The sequence below is a fragment of the Acinetobacter sp. WC-743 genome (genome assembly GCF_000335555.1).
Taxonomy (GTDB): Bacteria; Pseudomonadota; Gammaproteobacteria; order Pseudomonadales; family Moraxellaceae; genus Acinetobacter; species Acinetobacter bereziniae.
In genome coordinates this window covers 59,960-76,777 of the sequence record NZ_AMFQ01000006.1, presented here as the reverse complement: position 1 = coordinate 76,777, position 16,818 = coordinate 59,960, and the positions used below count along the sequence as shown (strand labels likewise).

The window sequence follows — 16,818 nt, the reverse complement described above, 5'->3', positions numbered from 1 at the left end:
TATAGCTAAATATATAAAGTTTGCTACACTATAAAAAACCTTACTGACTGCTGTTATGCCTAAGCCATACTCCAATGATCTTCGATACAAAGCTCTAGACTACTACAAAGAATGCCAGAATAAGTCTAAAACATGTACTGTTTTTAAGATTGCAAGAACGACTTTAGATCTCTGGATTCAGCTCGAACATCTCCAAGGAAATGCGAATAGACCACATCCCGAAAAAGCAGGTCGACCCTATAAAATTAAAGACCTAAAGGCTTTCAAAATCTTTGTTGAAACAACATCATTTTCACAGGCTAAAGATCTGGTGCCATTATTTGAGCAAAGATTTGGTTATTCCGTCAGCTATGCCAATATCTTATTTGCTTTAAAAAAGCTGGGGTGGAGTTATAAAAAAAGAGTTTTCTCTACAGACAAGCCTGCAAAATAGGACGAGCAGTATTCCAATGGTTCCTGCCACAATGGAAACAGCAATATGGTGAAGAGTATATTTTATACATTGATGAATCAGGTATAAATACCAATGAGGTTGCTGAATATGGTTGGTCTGAGAAAGGAAAAGTTGTCGTGCATTAAGAACAGGTGGGCATGGAAGTAGACTAAATATAATCAGTGCTGTTCGATCAAGTGCAACGTTTAAATTCATTGCTCCCCTAATTTTTAAGGGCTCATGTGATCGCAATACTTTTACTGGCTGGCTTGAATATTTACTTAAAGATCTAACAAGAGATAAAAATGGTCAGCCTCAAAAATATTTACTAATTTTAGATAATGCTTCTATTCACAAAGGTCAAAAAATTGAGGAATTGGCTCGCCAGTACAATGCTAGGCTGATGTATTTGCCTGCTTATAGTCCAGACCTCAATCCAATTGAAAAAGCTTGGTCTATACTAAAAAGAAAAGTCAGACATATTGTTAGCCAACAACAGAAAACTATTCTTGAGGCTTTAGATATTGGGTTTAATCAAATGTAGCATAGTTTATTTAACTAGCTATACAGTATTTTGTACAGTCAAGTTTACTTGAGGCTGAGATGCAGATTTTTGTTTGCGCTCTTCCTCCATCATACGTTTTATAACTTCTGATGCATATTGATTAGGACTAGGCTCATTTGGAGTAGGTTTGCGATCTGATGGATTAGGGTTATTGGAATACCACCAACGTGCAGCACGAACATCACCATACTTATCATATGCTTGCTTCAATTTAAAATCTATAATTTTATGCTGAAGCTCAGCACTAGCAAGGAATTGTTGAGGAGTCATGCCTTATCCTAAAGCCTAAATGTCCCAACGATGTTTCTTTTTGCTTGCATTCCCCCCCATTGCAGCATAGCTTAAACGAATCCCACTACACCTATACGCTTATTTACAGTATTATGATTACTATGTAATTCTTGAGTAATAATATAGAATATAACTCTCAACTTCATTGAACTCAGATCGCCTTCTCATTCATATAGCGCCAATAACGTTTTGGAACATATTGAATATGAAGTTTGATATTTTTACGTGCCGAAATATTGACACTATTAAAATAGTCTTTCCAAAGTTGGTCATAAAGAATTTCATCGTCATCCAGTTCGATACTAAAATCTTGACTGGTCCCCTTAGCAATATTTTGATCAATCTCAAATACATTCATACTGACTTGATGAATATTTTTTAAGTCATAATAAATGCCAAAATTCCGCAACTCATCATAAATGAGCCAACGTTGATCTTGATATCTTGCTTTGAAATGCCTTTCAATTAATGGAAGAACATTGAAATCAGGACGTACCAAACTTAAAAATAATTCATCTTTACATTTTTTGAAACGGACAAAAGCCTCCATACGGTGCTTCTCACGCCCCACTTGTTTCGCCCATTTAGAAACTGCAAGAACATCTGCATGACCATAATCAGCATCGACACGTTGATGTGATGAAAACACGTAGATACTCAAATTAAATAAATGTTGAAATGCACTTTCCTGCTCAGATAAAAAAGTATAATAAAAATTACGCAATGTATTAGATGAAACCTTTTGCTTAAATGCCTTCCACACGCGATCAGCATGAATTTCATTAGACTCAACAAAAATCGTTTCATCCAATAAACTGGATTGAAGACTATTTTGGCTGGCTATCAAGACATCCAGCTCTTTAAACTGAAATGCACGAAACACACAGCATAATAAGCCAGTCATTGTTCCATCAAAAATATACTTTGCCATTTAAAATAAAAGGTCCAACTGTGGTGAAAGTTGTTGCGTATATTTTGATTGACCAGTTTGTAATATTTGATGACGAATCTGACTCGGTAATTGATCCTTTACAAACGCAGGCGTATCAGCACAACGGATAAAATGGACAGCACGATTATATGCAATACCCATTTTCTTAATTTGATCGATATGAATCTTACCAAAGCGTCGAGCCTGAATAATTTTTTTGGCTGAACGTACACCGATACCAGGTACGCGCAATATCATACGATATTCAGCACGATTGATGTCTACAGGAAATTGCTCAGGATGTCGTAATGCCCAACTCAGTTTGGGGTCGATATCCAAATCTAAATTCGGATGTTTTTCATTGACAATTTCTGTTGCCTCAAAACCATAGAAGCGCATTAACCAATCAGACTGATACAGACGATTCTCACGTAATAGTGGTGGTGCAGAACCGACAACAGGCAATGCCTTTTCTTGATCATTGATTAGAATATATCCTGAAAAATAGACCCGTTTAAGTTTAAATTCTTTATAGTGATGATCTGCCATGAGAATGATATCTTGGTCTGTTTCATTGTGTGCTCCCACAACCATCTGTGTGGTTTGCCCTGCCGGCACAAACTTCGGCACAGACTTTATAATTTTTCTCTCATCTTTAAACTGAATTAATCGATCTCGTACAATGCCTAAATCTTTTTGTACCTCATCATGCGTTTTTTCTGGTGCAAACTTTTTTAGCCCTTCTTCGGTCGGCATTTCCAAGTTAATACTCATACGATCAACATAAAGTCCAGCTTCATGAATGATTTCTTGTGACGCACCTGGAATGGTTTTAAGGTGAATATAGCCATTAAAATTTTCTTCTAGGCGTAGTTTTTTCACCACCTGCAACATACGTTCCATGGTGTAATCAGCTGATTTAAAAATTCCTGAACTTAAAAATAGCCCTTCAATATAATTTCTTCGGTAAAAATTAATGGTTAAATCCACGACTTCTTGCACAGTAAATGCCGCTCTTTTGACATCATTTGAGCGCCTAGAAACACAATAAGAGCAGTCAAAAATACACACATTGGAAAATAAGATTTTAAGCAAGGAAACGCATCGCCCGTCTTCGGTATAGCTATGACAAATACCAGAACCAGTATTTCCAAGCCCTTTATCTTTGTTTTTACGTTGACTTCCACTGGACGAGCATGACACATCATACTTTGCAGCATCTGCCAAAATTTGCAATTTTTCTCTGATACGTTCTGTCATGACTTAAACTCAATTTTACCAATGAATTTTAGTCATTATATAAACTCTGATGGCTGTAAAATATTGATCCAATGATCATCACGACATGAACTGACGTATAAATTATAATCCATTATTTTTACAGTAAATTATCAACTCAAACTTCTAAATGAAAACTGGAAATATACGATGAATTTAAAACATTTAAACATTGCCCATTCATGTTGATGGGCAAACCTCAATAGTAAAGTCAATGTTCTTCTAAGCTTGCGCTGAAAGTGGTAGTCCAAAGATTCGATCAAATGACCAGTTAAAAATAAATGTATAAATAGGGATAATGACTATCAATGCCGCATCCAACAGGAATGCATCAAGAAAACTGATTTTCATCCACCATGCAATCAAGGGGATTAAAAATACAATTAAGGTCAGTTGAAAGCCAATAGCATGAACAATACGACGTTTTACCGTACGTTGACGTGAAAGTTGACGTTTTTCCCAAGCCTCAAAAATAAGGTTATAAATAAAATTCCAACTCACAGCAATGGTCGTAATAAAAATCGCCAATGGACCCGTATGACTCAATTGAGTCCCTGAAAGTAATGCAAGACCTAAAGATGAAATTGTCAATCCGATGATTTCATAACTACTCACATAAATCACTCGACGTTTAAACCCTTGCATATATCAATCTCAATTTTTTAAGAAAGGCTATTTTAATTTCAGTTATAATAATAGATAAAGATAATAGCTTTCAGTTGAGCTGATACCAAACTATGAATTTCACTAGTGAAAATATTGAATTGTTTGTCAAAGTGATTGATACAGGTTCTTTTTCAGCTGCCGCTCGTGCCCTGAATAGGGTTCCATCAGCAGTAAGCATGGGAATCGCCAATATTGAAGCTGAATTAGGCTTACAACTCTTTGAAAGAACACCAAGAAAAGTCATTCCAACAGCAACTGCACTGGCATTAGCCCCACAAGCTCGCATTATTTCTGAACAATTAAAACAACTCAGTAAACATGCTTATGAACTTTCTTTAGGTCTAGAAAGCATATTAAAAATAGGTGTGGTATCGGATGTAAATAATCAGAAGCTTTTGCGTGCAATTGATCAACTCGCCTGCAAATATCCGTTATTAAATATTGAAATCATTACTGCGCCACAAGATGATATTTTACATTTATTGTACTCTGAGCAAATCAGTATCTGTTTGGCAGGTTCTGGGCAAAATATTAAAATACAAGAACATTTGCAATTGGTTAGTTTGGAAACCGTCGTTGCAACTATTTCTGCTCAACATGATTTAATCACTCACCACAACCACCCTATTTATATCGAAGATCTGATCAATATTCGTCAAATTATTGTGGCGAGTACCGATTTAGATATTACTGACTTAAGACCAGTAATTGGTGCATCTTACTGGAGGACCAATAATCTACAAACAGCTATTGATATGGTTGAAGCAGGTTTAGGATGGGGAAACTTTCCATATTCACTGGTCAAACCGTATATTGAGGAGGGGCGTTTAATTCAAATTAATTTTAAAAATACTTATAACCAACTTTCTGTCCCGATTTATTTGATTTGGCTAAAAGATAAAGCACTCCCTAAAGCTACTCGAGAACTGATCGAATTGATCAGACAAAGTTTAGATCAGGATAGCTGCCATAATGCTTAAATTTAACGATCAAATATAGCCTAAAATGAAATTGAGAAGTTTCTAAATCTCATCCTTCAATTACATGACTTGTAAGTAAATTTACAATACATAATCCACATTTACCCATCATTAGGTATATTGATTGAATGATCAAAACAGATAAGGCTTTGTTATGAATAATAAATTAAGGGTATTTACCTTAGTCAGTGGAATTGCATTACTTAGTGTTGCTGCACTCGCTCATTCAGAGCATGAAAAAATCCCAACAGCTAAAGATATCAATCTAAATAAATACTTGGGGCAATGGCATGAAATCGCTCGCAAGCCCCTCTATTTTCAGAAAAAATGTGATTATAACGTAACTGCTCATTATTCATTAAATGAAAATGGAAGTATTAGAGTGGATAATACTTGTTATAGTCAAGATGGAAAACTTCAGCAATCGATTGGGGTCGCCAAAGTACAAAATGCACCTGTCAATTCAAAATTAAAAGTTACATTTTTACCGAAAGCTTTACGTTGGTTACCTGTAGGACGCGGTGATTATTGGATTCTAAAAATTGATGAAGACTATCAAGTGGCTTTAGTCGGAACACCTAACAAAAAGTATCTTTGGTTACTCAGCCGTTCTCAAAAACTAGATCCTGTAGTTGTTGAAGAATATTTAAATTATGCACAACACTTAGGCTATGACTTAAAAGATTTAATTTACACCAAGCAAAAATAGTAAAGACTTGGAAAATTTATAAAGGCATGCTTGTTAAAACGGCGAATGAACAAAATTTCAAGCATCGAATTTTTATTCATTCAGCATCAGACTCGATTTTTTGCTTGAATACAATCAGTCTGACCATAAAAAATTTGACTTGGCATGCTCAGGACTTACAATACGCCTTTTAGATTTCCAGTATTACCAAAATCATGTCAAACGATCAAATCGAAGCACAAATTGTTGACTTAGACAATTTGCAAGAACACCGCGAAATTGTGACGTTTATGCGCAGATCGTCGCCGCTCAATACTTCACAACGTACTGCACTTGAGCAACATCGTGAGTTAATTTTGGAATACCCTGTTGGCGACTTGCGACAGCATTTTGAACATCCGGAACGCCCACTGACTGTAGAAATTGGTTTTGGTATGGGGCGTTCTTTAGTGTTGATGGCAAAAGCCAATCCTGAGCGTAACTTCGTTGGAATCGAAGTTCATGTTCCCGGTATTGCGCAGTGCGTTTATGAAGCAGGCATGGCAGAAGTCAAAAATCTTCGTGTTTTAGATGCAGATGCAATTCAAGTGCTTCGTGAAATGCCTGATAATAGTATCAATACTGTTCAGCTTTATTTTCCAGACCCATGGCAGAAAAAACGTCATTTCAAACGTCGTTTTGTGTCACATGATCGTATGCCATTGGTGGAAGAAAAACTTGAAATTGGTGGTACTTTTCATGCTGCAACAGACTGGGAACCGTATGCTGAATGGATGCTTGATGTCTTGGATAATCGCCCCCGCCTAGAAAATCTTGCTGGGAAAGGCAACAGTTATCCTCGTCCAGAATGGCGCCCACAAACTAAGTTTGAACGCCGTGGAATTGAATCAGGTCATAAAATCAATGACTTTATTTTCAAAAAAATCAATTAAATCAGAATTTCTTCTCCATCAAAAAAGCTGTAACAATCGTTACAGCTTTTTTTACGTCTTTTTACATCGTTAAGCTCGATACGGACTTGAATTTCGGGCTCAGCACATTGTTCTGTAGTTTTGTTTGCATGTATTCAGCATATACAGACAATTTTTCATAAATGTGCTCAGAATAAAACATATCTTCAACTAAATTTTGCGCTCGATAATTATCATAAAGCCCTAATAAAGTTAAAATCCTCGCATTCATTTCAGAGAATTCTCGGCATAATGCCATATGCGTAGCATCTTTATATTTAAAAAGCAGTTGTTGCATATTTAAGTCATCTGCTTGGTATTGAAATGAGCTCTGCAGTTGATGATCCTGTGGGCGAATCAGAAAAATTCTAATTCTGAAATAACGCTCAATTTCATATAGTCCCTGGATGTCGATTGGATAATCTGTAATTAAAAAAATGGTCTGTATTTCAGACAGTGTCAGCGCTTTGAACAACTCAAAACAAATAAAATCCTGCTCGATTAATGCTTGATCCTGAAAATCAAGACGTAACTTTAAGCTTTCTAGGACAGTTTCATCTTTTTCAGTTAAATTTATGGTTTTTTCAATTTGATAATAAGGCTTGAGTAGACTTTGAAGTTGGTCTGTTAGTGGCGAGGTGTACAAAACGGTTTGATTTAAATTTGCCAAAATAAACGGCGCAAACAAATAGGCAAAGTCTGTTTGATTGGTAGTCATTTCAGATTGGATAATCAATATATGTCTTTTTTCAGAAAACTCACGCAAAACTTTGGCACGTAATAATGTTGCTTCAAAGTTAACAAATTTCTGATTTAAATGATTGATCACTGTCGTTGAACAAGCATGATCAGATAAAAACTGTGTAAGCACATTCAACTGAGCTGTCATAAACATTTCTCTAACTCACTTTCTACCACCTCAAGTAACAGTATTCTGAAAACAAATCATAAATAAATATAGCCACAAATATTTATAAAAAATATATAACAGATAGAGCTGAAACGATGTGATCTGTTATAGTTATTTCACAACTTGTCTTGAATAATGTCATGTATAAATCCGAACAACTGGCACATAGTCTTAAAGTATTGATTGAAAATGGGACATGGAAAGCACATGAAAAACTCCCTTCACTTCGACAGCAAGTTGAACAATCTGGATTCAGCCTAATTACCGTCATGAATGCTTATCAAGAACTTGAAGCGCAGGGTTTGATTTATTCAAAAGAAAAGTCTGGTTATTTTGTCGTTGAGCAAACTTCTCAACACAGCCTACCAGTACATGTCGTCAATGAAACGATTGAAATCAACTCAGTGGTATTTAAATATTTAAAATCGATACAATCTGAAAATATCATCCCACTGGGTTCCGCATTTCCAAATAGCCAATTGTTATATTCAGCCAAGCTTATTCAATCACTAGGACAACTTGCAAAGCAACGGCTCAGTTATGAACAAACACCCAGTTTACCGCCAGGAAATTATCAACTGCGTAAAATTATTGCACAAAAATATGCTATGCAAGGTATCCCAACTGATCCCTCAGATATTGTGATGACTTCTGGTGGATTAGATGCCTTAAATCTTTCATTACAAGCGCTAACGCATGCTGGAGATTACATTTTATTGCAAGAAACCATGTTTTATGGCGCATGGCAAGCAGCTGAACGTCTCGGTTTAAAAGTGATTACCATTCCTGAACATGCTGAGCATGGTATTGATTTGGAGGCTTTTGAACAAGCTATTCTTAAATATCCCATCAAAGTTTGTATGATGATGTTGAATAGTCAAAACCCCATTGGTTTCACTGTAAGTGATGAGATTAAACTCAAGCTCGCCAAACTTCTGCATACTCATCAAATTTATCTCATTGAAGATGATGTCTATGAAGAACTCTACTATGGTCAAAAAAAACCGCTCCCAATGAAATATTTTGATCAGCAAAACTGGGTTCTACACTGCTCGTCTTTCTCTAAAACTTTGGGGGCAGGTTTTAGAATAGGTTGGGTCTATGCAGGAAAATTTTCTGAACATATTCAACACACTCAATTAATGAGTACACTTTCAGTCAATTCATTTATTCAAAATGCCTTGGTCGAATATTTATCTCATCGCCATTATGAAAAACATCTAAAAACTTTACGCTCAACTTTACAACGTTATAAAAAGCAATACTTTAATTATCTCAAAGCCCATTTACCTGCACAATGTCATGTGAACTATTATCCTTCAGGGTATTTTTTATGGATTGAACTACCCGAACGAGTCAATAGCAATGATGTCTATCATCAAATGTTGGAGAAAGGCGTCAGTATTACACCGAGTAATTTATTTAATATCACAAACCAACAAAATAATTTTATTCGAATCAATTGCTCTTTTGAATTAAATGAAACATTTATTCAAGCACTTAACCATTTAATTACGATCATTGAAGCAGCACTAAAAGACTAATTTTTATAACAGATGAAAAGTTTCGCTGTTCATCTGTTATATTTTTTTTCTAATTTTTTGTATCTACGCGATATCAACTTATGTCGTCATAATTCAATCATATTAAGCAGAAAGAGATTTTGCGATGAATGATGACAAAAGCCCTAAAAAACCACAATATGCGGATAGTTCTATTTCGGACAAAGCCTTTAAACGAATGATTATCTGGTTTTTTATCTACTGTAGCCTATTTTGCATCGGAGTCATTGTCACCATTGGTGCAGATCACGCTGCTATCATTAAATGATGAGCCATTTTAGTAACCAAGTTACAGCAAACACTCACTTTACTCCAGTGAGTGTTTTTTTTGTATTTGTTGACTAAGTAAGCTATAGACACAGCTTAGATCCAGACTTCCTTGCTGTTCCAACATATTTTGATGCATTTTTAAAATATTCCTATCACCACGCATTGCAGGTCCAGTTTGCATGGCTACGGGATCATTCTGGGTCGCTTTATGTGCAGTTTCTAAAATCAGCGGATACAACAAGTTAAAATCAACATGTTGTGCATCAACCACTTGTTTTGCCATGTCATAACAATAATTACTAAAGTTACATGCAAATACCGCTGCCAAATGTAAACTTAAACGTTGTGCTGAAGTATAGTGATAGATACGCTCACTTAGGCTATTGGCTAACGCTGTCAGTATTTCCAAATCCTCAGTTGATTCAGTTTCAATGAATAAAGGTGTCGTTTTCCACTCAACATTACGATCAAAACTAAATGTTTGTAAGGGATAAAAAACCCCTGATTTTTGATGAAACTCGGTCAAAACTTTTAAATTGGTACTACCAGAAGTATGTACAATCAGAACTTCAGTCAGCTGAGAATGAACAGATTGAATCACTTGTGCAATGGCTTGATCACTGACAGCAATCACCAATAGATCAATTTTAGGATCAATATGCACTAATCGTTCTATCGCTTGTGCATTTACTTGAGACGCTAAAGTTTCTGCGTGGATTAAATCACGACTATAAATCTGTACAATGTCATGTTGTTCTGACAATTTTCGTGCTAAATGAGTCGCAACACGACCTGAACCAATGAAACTAATACGCATAGCAACATCTTAAATTTAAATTGGCTTACAGCATGCCAATAAAAAAGGGATGAATCAATTCATCCCTTTCTTTATATTTCAGAAAAATGATCTGAATATATTTAGTTTAATTTAACGCGTTATTGAGATAAATAATACGTTCAGCAGTTCGCTTATTAAAACACTTGGTATATTGCATTTCTTTATTTTGTTGAGACATCGCATCATCCCAATATTGGCGTTGTTGCTGATAGGTTTCAACCTCACTTTCAGGCAGTTCACTATAACTTTTTTGTGAAATCACTTTACAGTCTACATCACGCTTTTCAAACCACTCTGCTTGATCTTGCTTAAGTTGTGCCTTCGCTTCTTCCGTTAAACTGTCCCAAGTTTGATTTAAACGATCAACTTGTTTGGCTTTTTCTTCATCAAGCTCTTTTTTACGGATATCCATGGCTTTCTGCGCAAGCTCAGTCTGTGCCACATTTTCGATCTGATTTTCTTGTTGACGTTCACGTATATCTTTATTTTCTTTAATATAAGCAGCATATTGCACAGCTTTGACAGAGACAAAACTGACACCTTGAATAATTGCATCTTGATTTAACACATCCAGCGTTAAACCATCTTGATCTGTTTTAACCACATTATAATTAAATTTGCCTTTTAGCTGATCATTACCGAGCACCAGTTTAGACTCGCCTGCTTCAATATATTCTCGAAGTGTACGATAACCTTCACCTTCACATTCTTCGCTACGGCAATCTTGACCATATTCAGCATAGGCATTTTCAGCACGCTGTTGTAAGCCTTTAGGAAATTGTACAACCAGCTGACTTTCACACTCTAACTGATTGGTTTTGGTAGAATCATTACTAAGAGTGCGTACATTTTTGACTTCAAATTTCAGACCATTATTGATTTTTTGCAATAATGCTTGGTCTGCTTCATAACCTGAATTGGCAATATTGTCTGAAACTTGACGTAAATATTCATCTTTTAAAAATTTCTGAATTTGATCAATATTGCTTTGGTTGGTACAACTCCACTCAGCAAGTGCGGTATTGTTGTCATCTTTTTTCTTTTTAAAATAATCACATCCTGACAATAGCAAAGAACTTGAAAGGGCTGTAATTATAAGTAAAGGGCTAAAGGATTTATTCATTGTTTATCCAATCATCTTTTTATCTGCGCCATTTAAACAAAATTTGATGCGATTTTCGAGCAAAAAATAAAAAAGCTTCTTTGTCCAGAAGCTTTTTTATTCATTTCATTATAATGAGAATCTTAAGGTGTGGTTGCACCCACCACTTCAAACTCAATGCGACGATTTTTAAATTGCCCTTCTTTCGTCGAATTATCTGCAATCGGGTTATCCTGACCATGCCCTTCCGCAGTAAGCTGAGAACTATGAACTCCCTTTTCAACCAAATAAGCGACAACGGATTTCGCTCGTTTTTCTGATAAGGTTTTATTTGAGGCTGCATTCCCGACATTATCAGTAAAACCTTTGACCACAAGTTTTGCATCAGGCAGTTGTTTTAACAAACTCGCTGCTTTATCCAAAATGGCTTTATTGGCATCAGGAATACCTGTAGAACCAGTTGCAAAGTTAATCACCTGAAGATTTAAAGCTGCGGCAATATCATTGACATTCGCAGAGTCTACTTGAATATTTGACAATGCTTGATCAGCTTGTGAATTACTTGTATCGACATTTGCTGTCGCATCCGATGCAGCGAGATTCGCAGTTGATTGGTTTGCTGTAATATTTACATTTGGAATAATACCTTTTAATTCATCAGCCAATTTTTGTGCTTGAGCCAAATCTGGGGCTTGAATGGTAAATTGATCACCCATCCATGCCAATGAAATATTCGGAATTCCTTTAATTTTTGTTAAAACTTGATTGATTGCATTTTGATCTGGCAAGTCACCTGCATAAGCTGTATTGGCTGTAATTTGACACTGATCTGCTTGACCAAACACAGAGGCAACAGCACCTTTTAATTGATCCAACAAAGTTTGGCTACTGGATTGTACTTGGCAATTTGCCAGCTTACCCTGTGCATCAGTAGAAAGCTGAAATTCAGCAGCTTGTAAATCTACAACAGCCTGTGAAGCTGAGCTTCCTGTTGTAGATTCGCCAACTACAGCAGGTTTACTGCTACATTGCTTGAACAATAATGCAGCTAAACCTGCAATCACCAATAAAGCAATGATGGGCAACAGCCAATTTGATTTTTTTGGCTCATCTTGAACTGGGCTTGAGTTAAGCGGTGGAACAGGTGTAGGCGTGACAATTTCAACGGGTGCAGGAGCAACAGGCTCAACAGGTGGTATGACCGTTTCTGCAACAGGCACAGTTTCTGCATTGGAAGCGAAACCTAAGCCTCCAACACTAAGCCCAAGTGCTGAAAATAAGCCCCCAGCCCATGCAGGCAACGCAGCCTGAATATCCCCCCACTGCGCCTTAATCAAATCGAAAATTTCATGTTTATTGTCTGAGCCTGCCTGATCTGCAAGCAAAGATAATGTGGGAGAAATAGCATGATTTAATGTGTTTTCAATGTCTTGTGCTGGTGCATCCCCCCGAACCAGATCAAGAAATTGGCTTACCGTTTCTGGACGATAACTAAAAATGTCAGCGAGCCGTGGATTCAGATTTTGCTGAAGTGTACTAATCAGTTCAGGTTTGGATTTAAAAATAGTAAGAAGGATGGGAAAAAATGCGCTTAACGCACCGATTTTTTCATCTTGAAACTGTTGATCATGTTGTAAAACTTTTGTTGTCACTTGTTGTTTTAAAAGCTCAATAATATTCATAATTCTGGACACTCCTATATCATTGTTGTGTTTGTCGCATTAGAATCACTTATTGATCGTTTTTTATTCTAGTGGTTAATTTTTGATATTTATAATATCTTTTTGTAGCAATAAATGTTTTATATCTATAAAAAAAGCCAGCTTATGCTGGCTTTTTAAACTCAATAGAAGTGAACACTTTCCTATATTAAGCGATAAACGTCGCTACAACTTTACCCAACATTTTTTGATTAATTAGTGGTGTATTTTTCCCATTTGAATAAATGCTGTCTTTGCTCACTGTCCATTCCATGTCTGGATCAACCAATGCCCAACCTGATTCTTTCATCCAACGTTCAGTCATGTTAGCAACTTTTGCAGGTGCAGATGTCACTTTTTCAACCCATTCTAAAGGTTCAAATAAACCTTCACGAACCAATTGAACACCAAAAGACACATAGGTATCAAATGCACTGATACCGGGCAAAGTTTCAGCAAATGGTGCTAATTTAGCCGAGCCACTTAAAGGTTCATGATGCGTACAAATCGCATCAATAATGCCCTCTTTTACTCCCTTACGAAGTAATTCCTTATCTTGTTCAGCACGTAAAGGTGGGCGTACATGCGCAAGCGAATTAAAACCATCAATCAATTGATCAGTTAAATGCAGTTGGTGCATGGCAACATCCGCTGTGACTGGCAAACCTTTCTGCTTTGCGATTTTGATCAAATCGACAGATGCGCCACTCGAAAGTAAGCCAAAATGTGCTTTAACGCCTGTTGCTTCAATCATCAATAAATATTTTGCAATAGCAATTGTCTCTGCAAGCGCAGGAATCATTGGCAAGCCTTGACGTGAGGCGACAAAACCTTCGTGTACACATCCGTCTTTGGCAATTTGATGCTCTTCAGGATAGAACACAACAGTCATATCCAAACCCGCGGCATACTCCAGTGTACGAAGTACCACATCATCATTTTCAAAGGTCGCATAGGCATTTGAAACAGCTGTGCAACCTCCCTTTTTCAACCCCGCCATATTGGCAGGTTGTTTACCATTTAAACCTTGTGTTTGTGCGCCAATCACCTGTAAGTGGATACCTCCATCCAACATGGCTTTTTCAACCAATCCATGAATCAATGCCCCATTGTCTTGGACAATCGGTTGAGAGTCAGGTGGCGTGAACACATGTAAAATGCCATTTTCACGAGCAGCTTTACCTTCTGACTTTAGTGTTCCATGCTGTTGTTGACCCGGCTCACGTAAACGCGCGCAAAGATCCACCATGGTCGGCATCAACCACTTCCCTTGCCCATCAATGCTTTCGACAACGTCATTCGAGGACTCTACAAGTTTTCCATCTTTCAGATAAACAGTTTGTACGCGGTCAGTTTTATTGATGGGGTCTAAGACACGTACATTTTCAATTTTTACAATACTCATGACTTTATCCTCTACCTTAAACTGCAATCGCGTCTAATAAACCTTTTTCCTGCAACTGACCTTGCATTGCCAGTGCCAAAACAGCCATACGAACTGCAATACCGTTGGTCACTTGATGAAGAATCACCGATTGATCCCCATCCGCAATGCTAGAATCAATTTCTACACCACGATTCATAGGTCCAGGATGCATCACGATACAATCTGGTTTTGCCAAAGCAAGGCGTTCTTTGTTCAAACCATACATTTTGTAAAACTCAGCTTGTGAAGACAACGCAGGTGAATCAATACGTTCATTTTGAATCCGTAAGGTAATAATCACATCGCAATCTTTAACCCCTTCATCCATTTTATTGAATAGACGTACACCTTCACCATATTCATCAAAACCATGAGGCAATAATGTGTTTGGGGCAATAACACGGATATCTTTACAGCCTAGCGTTTGTAAAGCAGCAATGTCTGAACGAGCGACACGAGAATGTTTAATATCGCCAATAATTGCAAGGCTAATATCTTCAAAATTCTTTTTAGTTTCACGGCGAATGGTCAACATATCCAACATTGCTTGAGTTGGATGTGCATGACGTCCATCACCTGCATTGATAATAGCAACATGAGGACATACAGTTTCTGCGATAAAGTGAGCAGCACCTGAAGAAGAATGACGCACCACGAAAATATCGGCTGCCATTGCTTCTAAATTCCAAAGTGTGTCACGTAATGTTTCACCTTTTGAAGTACTTGAACGTGCAATATCAATATTCAGTACATTGGCTGACAAGCGCTTTGCAGCAGCTTCAAAAGTGGTACGGGTACGAGTTGAGTTTTCAAAAAACAGATTCATCACTGTACGACCTTCTAAAAGCGGTGTCGTTATCAGTTGATTTTGATCATTTATAAAAGAATGGGCTGTATCTAGAATTTTAGTGAGGGTTTCTTTAGAAAGACCTTCAATGGTCAGGAAATGCTTTAAGTTTCCATCATTATTGAGTTGAATCTGGCTCGGTGTATGCAATGCCGCCAAGTGCATGAGAGATTCCTTAGAGGTTAAGTTAACGTATTATACAGATTTTCCTTTTCTTTGGCAGACGAAGTTTTGGGCAAATAACGCTAAAAATATTGATCAAATTTTAAATTTGATCAATTTCAAATCAGACTGCTTCACATCCATTTGCAATAGCTTTTGTTTTAATTGTCTGATCAGTTCAATATAGTCTTGGTCGGATTGATCTTTTAAAAGTTCAAGATAGCTGTCTAATCTATTCAATGCCTTATCTCGCCATTTAAACAACTCCTGAATCGGATGATATTTTTCAGGATCTACATGGGTTAGGTCATATTCCAATATTTGACTATTGGTTAATGCCGTATCAAATTCTTTGACTCGTTTTAGACAATTCAGCGTATCTTCTAGTCGAAAACGGATTTCATGTTCACACAAAAATTTTAAATGAGCTAAATCATGTTGCTCTGCAAAATACTGTGCTAGTGGTAATGTAAATTCCTCATAAGGATACCAACGACCATGTGCGCACGAAATCAATTCTTTAAATTTTTTATTGTCCAACCATTGTCGAAAAACTGCATCTTTTGCCAGTTTATAATCTGCCAAACGTCGCGCTGTTTGAGCGAATGATTCATCTGCTGTACCTGAATAAATCATTTGATGTCTTTTTAAATATTTGCTGATTTCCGTATTAAACTTACTATAACTCAAAGTCTATATACTCTATGATCATTATGATTTTTATGAGCTTATAAGTTGAATGGGATATTTACTGTTTCAAATGCGTAAAAAGCTTCAAGCCCGACCATCTTTATACTTAAAGCTTTTAATTTTGTATTATCTCAATGCACCAATATAGTGATGAGAAACTTGTGCACGATATATTTCTTCTTCCGTTGCACCAGAAACATAGCCTTCTTCAGATGCTGAACCCTGTTCTATCCGATCAACGGTTGTATCTAAATCTGGTTGTTCTTGATCAAGTAAATGCTGTAAACGTAAAGCATGTCGATTGAGCTCAGCATCTTGAGTTGCTAAAGATATATCAATGACATACTGCGCATAGCTTTTATTGTCAACCAAATACATCACATCTATGACTCGCCCTGTTACACGTCTAAGTCTGGTTAAAATGAGTGCCCCAATTGAAAATGCATCTGCATGTGCAATAAATCGATTGTTATTAACTGGTTGCATAAAAATCCCCTGTATTCATTTAATTTTTTAACATCAGCACACT

At 36.7% G+C, this 16,818-nt stretch carries 18 protein-coding genes and 1 pseudogene; 7 read left to right on the top strand and 12 right to left on the bottom strand.

Going from position 1 to position 16,818, the window contains the following annotated elements; genetic code table 11:
* Positions 1 to 55 precede the first annotated feature (55 nt).
* Positions 56 to 433 carry an IS630 transposase-related protein gene (locus tag ACINWC743_RS00650; protein ID WP_005029849.1) on the top strand — a complete coding sequence of 126 codons (378 nt, stop codon included), beginning with the start codon at positions 56 to 58 and terminating at the stop codon, positions 431 to 433.
* A 142-nt stretch (positions 434 to 575) separates the two neighbouring features.
* Positions 576 to 977: pseudogene (locus ACINWC743_RS25225) on the top strand (transposase); the annotation flags it as partial.
* An 18-nt stretch (positions 978 to 995) separates the two neighbouring features.
* Here the strand turns inward: ACINWC743_RS25225 and ACINWC743_RS00640 are convergent.
* The 4 genes from ACINWC743_RS00640 to ACINWC743_RS00625 all read right to left on the bottom strand — a co-directional run bounded on the left by ACINWC743_RS00640 (position 996) and on the right by ACINWC743_RS00625 (position 4,143).
* The gene (locus ACINWC743_RS00640; RefSeq protein WP_009583896.1) at positions 996 to 1,268 is read right to left on the bottom strand and encodes a hypothetical protein; all 273 of its coding nucleotides are present in this window, start codon (positions 1,266 to 1,268) and stop codon (positions 996 to 998) included.
* A 172-nt stretch (positions 1,269 to 1,440) separates the two neighbouring features.
* Positions 1,441 to 2,220, bottom strand: a complete 780-nt coding sequence (locus ACINWC743_RS00635; RefSeq protein ID WP_009583920.1) for a TIGR03915 family putative DNA repair protein — start codon at positions 2,218 to 2,220, stop codon at positions 1,441 to 1,443.
* The gene (locus ACINWC743_RS00630; protein ID WP_009583902.1) at positions 2,221 to 3,480 is read right to left on the bottom strand and encodes a putative DNA modification/repair radical SAM protein; all 1,260 of its coding nucleotides are present in this window, start codon (positions 3,478 to 3,480) and stop codon (positions 2,221 to 2,223) included.
* A gap of 240 nt (positions 3,481 to 3,720) precedes the next feature.
* Positions 3,721 to 4,143, bottom strand: coding sequence for a PACE efflux transporter (locus ACINWC743_RS00625; protein ID WP_009583960.1), 423 nt, complete (start codon positions 4,141 to 4,143; stop codon positions 3,721 to 3,723).
* 92 nt (positions 4,144 to 4,235) lie between these two features.
* On the opposite strand from ACINWC743_RS00625, the gene ACINWC743_RS00620 reads away from it, so the two are divergent.
* From ACINWC743_RS00620 to trmB, 3 genes are all read left to right on the top strand, one after another.
* The gene (locus ACINWC743_RS00620; RefSeq protein WP_005029445.1) at positions 4,236 to 5,144 is read left to right on the top strand and encodes a LysR family transcriptional regulator; all 909 of its coding nucleotides are present in this window, start codon (positions 4,236 to 4,238) and stop codon (positions 5,142 to 5,144) included.
* A 154-nt stretch (positions 5,145 to 5,298) separates the two neighbouring features.
* Positions 5,299 to 5,853 (top strand): lipocalin family protein, encoded by a 555-nt coding sequence (locus ACINWC743_RS00615; protein WP_004831126.1) that lies wholly within the window; start codon positions 5,299 to 5,301, stop codon positions 5,851 to 5,853.
* Positions 5,854 to 6,047: 194 nt separating this feature from the next.
* The gene (gene trmB, locus ACINWC743_RS00610) at positions 6,048 to 6,764 is read left to right on the top strand and encodes a tRNA (guanosine(46)-N7)-methyltransferase TrmB (RefSeq protein ID WP_004831127.1); all 717 of its coding nucleotides are present in this window, start codon (positions 6,048 to 6,050) and stop codon (positions 6,762 to 6,764) included.
* A gap of 61 nt (positions 6,765 to 6,825) precedes the next feature.
* Here the strand turns inward: trmB and ACINWC743_RS00605 are convergent, their stop codons facing one another.
* Entirely contained in the window at positions 6,826 to 7,671 is an 846-nt protein-coding gene (locus ACINWC743_RS00605; protein WP_227510896.1) for a hypothetical protein, read from the bottom strand.
* Between the two features lie 161 nt (positions 7,672 to 7,832).
* Here ACINWC743_RS00605 and ACINWC743_RS00600 point away from each other — a divergent pair, with 161 nt between their 5' ends.
* Positions 7,833 to 9,236 (top strand): PLP-dependent aminotransferase family protein, encoded by a 1,404-nt coding sequence (locus tag ACINWC743_RS00600; protein ID WP_009583929.1) that lies wholly within the window; start codon positions 7,833 to 7,835, stop codon positions 9,234 to 9,236.
* Positions 9,237 to 9,360: 124 nt separating this feature from the next.
* Entirely contained in the window at positions 9,361 to 9,522 is a 162-nt protein-coding gene (locus ACINWC743_RS24410) for a hypothetical protein (protein ID WP_004831130.1), read from the top strand.
* Between the two features lie 39 nt (positions 9,523 to 9,561).
* On the opposite strand, the gene ACINWC743_RS00595 is transcribed toward ACINWC743_RS24410, so the two are convergent.
* From ACINWC743_RS00595 to ACINWC743_RS00565, 7 genes are all read right to left on the bottom strand, one after another.
* On the bottom strand, positions 9,562 to 10,341 hold the full coding sequence (locus ACINWC743_RS00595; RefSeq protein ID WP_009583955.1) for a Rossmann-like and DUF2520 domain-containing protein: 780 nt from the start codon (positions 10,339 to 10,341) through the stop codon (positions 9,562 to 9,564).
* A gap of 106 nt (positions 10,342 to 10,447) precedes the next feature.
* The gene (locus ACINWC743_RS00590) at positions 10,448 to 11,485 is read right to left on the bottom strand and encodes a lysozyme inhibitor LprI family protein (protein ID WP_009583943.1); all 1,038 of its coding nucleotides are present in this window, start codon (positions 11,483 to 11,485) and stop codon (positions 10,448 to 10,450) included.
* A 122-nt stretch (positions 11,486 to 11,607) separates the two neighbouring features.
* Positions 11,608 to 13,146, bottom strand: a complete 1,539-nt coding sequence (locus ACINWC743_RS00585) for an OmpA family protein (RefSeq protein ID WP_009583957.1) — start codon at positions 13,144 to 13,146, stop codon at positions 11,608 to 11,610.
* A 187-nt stretch (positions 13,147 to 13,333) separates the two neighbouring features.
* Positions 13,334 to 14,569, bottom strand: a complete 1,236-nt coding sequence (locus ACINWC743_RS00580; protein ID WP_009583917.1) for a dihydroorotase — start codon at positions 14,567 to 14,569, stop codon at positions 13,334 to 13,336.
* 16 nt (positions 14,570 to 14,585) lie between these two features.
* Positions 14,586 to 15,602, bottom strand: coding sequence for an aspartate carbamoyltransferase catalytic subunit (locus ACINWC743_RS00575; protein ID WP_004831135.1), 1,017 nt, complete (start codon positions 15,600 to 15,602; stop codon positions 14,586 to 14,588).
* A gap of 93 nt (positions 15,603 to 15,695) precedes the next feature.
* The gene (locus ACINWC743_RS00570) at positions 15,696 to 16,235 is read right to left on the bottom strand and encodes a hypothetical protein (RefSeq protein WP_005029456.1); all 540 of its coding nucleotides are present in this window, start codon (positions 16,233 to 16,235) and stop codon (positions 15,696 to 15,698) included.
* 180 nt (positions 16,236 to 16,415) lie between these two features.
* Positions 16,416 to 16,775 carry a hypothetical protein gene (locus ACINWC743_RS00565; protein ID WP_009583962.1) on the bottom strand — a complete coding sequence of 120 codons (360 nt, stop codon included), beginning with the start codon at positions 16,773 to 16,775 and terminating at the stop codon, positions 16,416 to 16,418.
* Between the last annotated feature and the right edge of the window lie 43 nt (positions 16,776 to 16,818).

Bases quoted from the DNA above. Each gene is read 5' to 3' on its own strand.
- ACINWC743_RS00650 (WP_005029849.1), top strand. From the start codon at position 56: ATGCCTAAGCCATACTCCAATGATCTTCGATACAAAGCTCTAGACTAC.
- ACINWC743_RS00580 (WP_009583917.1), bottom strand. From the start codon at position 14,569: ATGAGTATTGTAAAAATTGAAAATGTACGTGTCTTAGACCCCATCAAT.
- ACINWC743_RS00585 (WP_009583957.1), bottom strand. From the start codon at position 13,146: ATGAATATTATTGAGCTTTTAAAACAACAAGTGACAACAAAAGTTTTA.
- ACINWC743_RS00565 (WP_009583962.1), bottom strand. From the start codon at position 16,775: ATGCAACCAGTTAATAACAATCGATTTATTGCACATGCAGATGCATTT.
- ACINWC743_RS00575 (WP_004831135.1), bottom strand. From the start codon at position 15,602: ATGCACTTGGCGGCATTGCATACACCGAGCCAGATTCAACTCAATAAT.
- ACINWC743_RS00615 (WP_004831126.1), top strand. From the start codon at position 5,299: ATGAATAATAAATTAAGGGTATTTACCTTAGTCAGTGGAATTGCATTA.
- ACINWC743_RS00620 (WP_005029445.1), top strand. From the start codon at position 4,236: ATGAATTTCACTAGTGAAAATATTGAATTGTTTGTCAAAGTGATTGAT.
- ACINWC743_RS00630 (WP_009583902.1), bottom strand. From the start codon at position 3,480: ATGACAGAACGTATCAGAGAAAAATTGCAAATTTTGGCAGATGCTGCA.
- ACINWC743_RS00635 (WP_009583920.1), bottom strand. From the start codon at position 2,220: ATGGCAAAGTATATTTTTGATGGAACAATGACTGGCTTATTATGCTGT.
- ACINWC743_RS24410 (WP_004831130.1), top strand. From the start codon at position 9,361: ATGAATGATGACAAAAGCCCTAAAAAACCACAATATGCGGATAGTTCT.
- ACINWC743_RS00605 (WP_227510896.1), bottom strand. From the start codon at position 7,671: ATGACAGCTCAGTTGAATGTGCTTACACAGTTTTTATCTGATCATGCT.
- ACINWC743_RS00595 (WP_009583955.1), bottom strand. From the start codon at position 10,341: ATGCGTATTAGTTTCATTGGTTCAGGTCGTGTTGCGACTCATTTAGCA.
- ACINWC743_RS00625 (WP_009583960.1), bottom strand. From the start codon at position 4,143: ATGCAAGGGTTTAAACGTCGAGTGATTTATGTGAGTAGTTATGAAATC.
- ACINWC743_RS00640 (WP_009583896.1), bottom strand. From the start codon at position 1,268: ATGACTCCTCAACAATTCCTTGCTAGTGCTGAGCTTCAGCATAAAATT.
- trmB (WP_004831127.1), top strand. From the start codon at position 6,048: ATGTCAAACGATCAAATCGAAGCACAAATTGTTGACTTAGACAATTTG.
- ACINWC743_RS00590 (WP_009583943.1), bottom strand. From the start codon at position 11,485: ATGAATAAATCCTTTAGCCCTTTACTTATAATTACAGCCCTTTCAAGT.
- ACINWC743_RS00570 (WP_005029456.1), bottom strand. From the start codon at position 16,235: ATGATTTATTCAGGTACAGCAGATGAATCATTCGCTCAAACAGCGCGA.
- ACINWC743_RS00600 (WP_009583929.1), top strand. From the start codon at position 7,833: ATGTATAAATCCGAACAACTGGCACATAGTCTTAAAGTATTGATTGAA.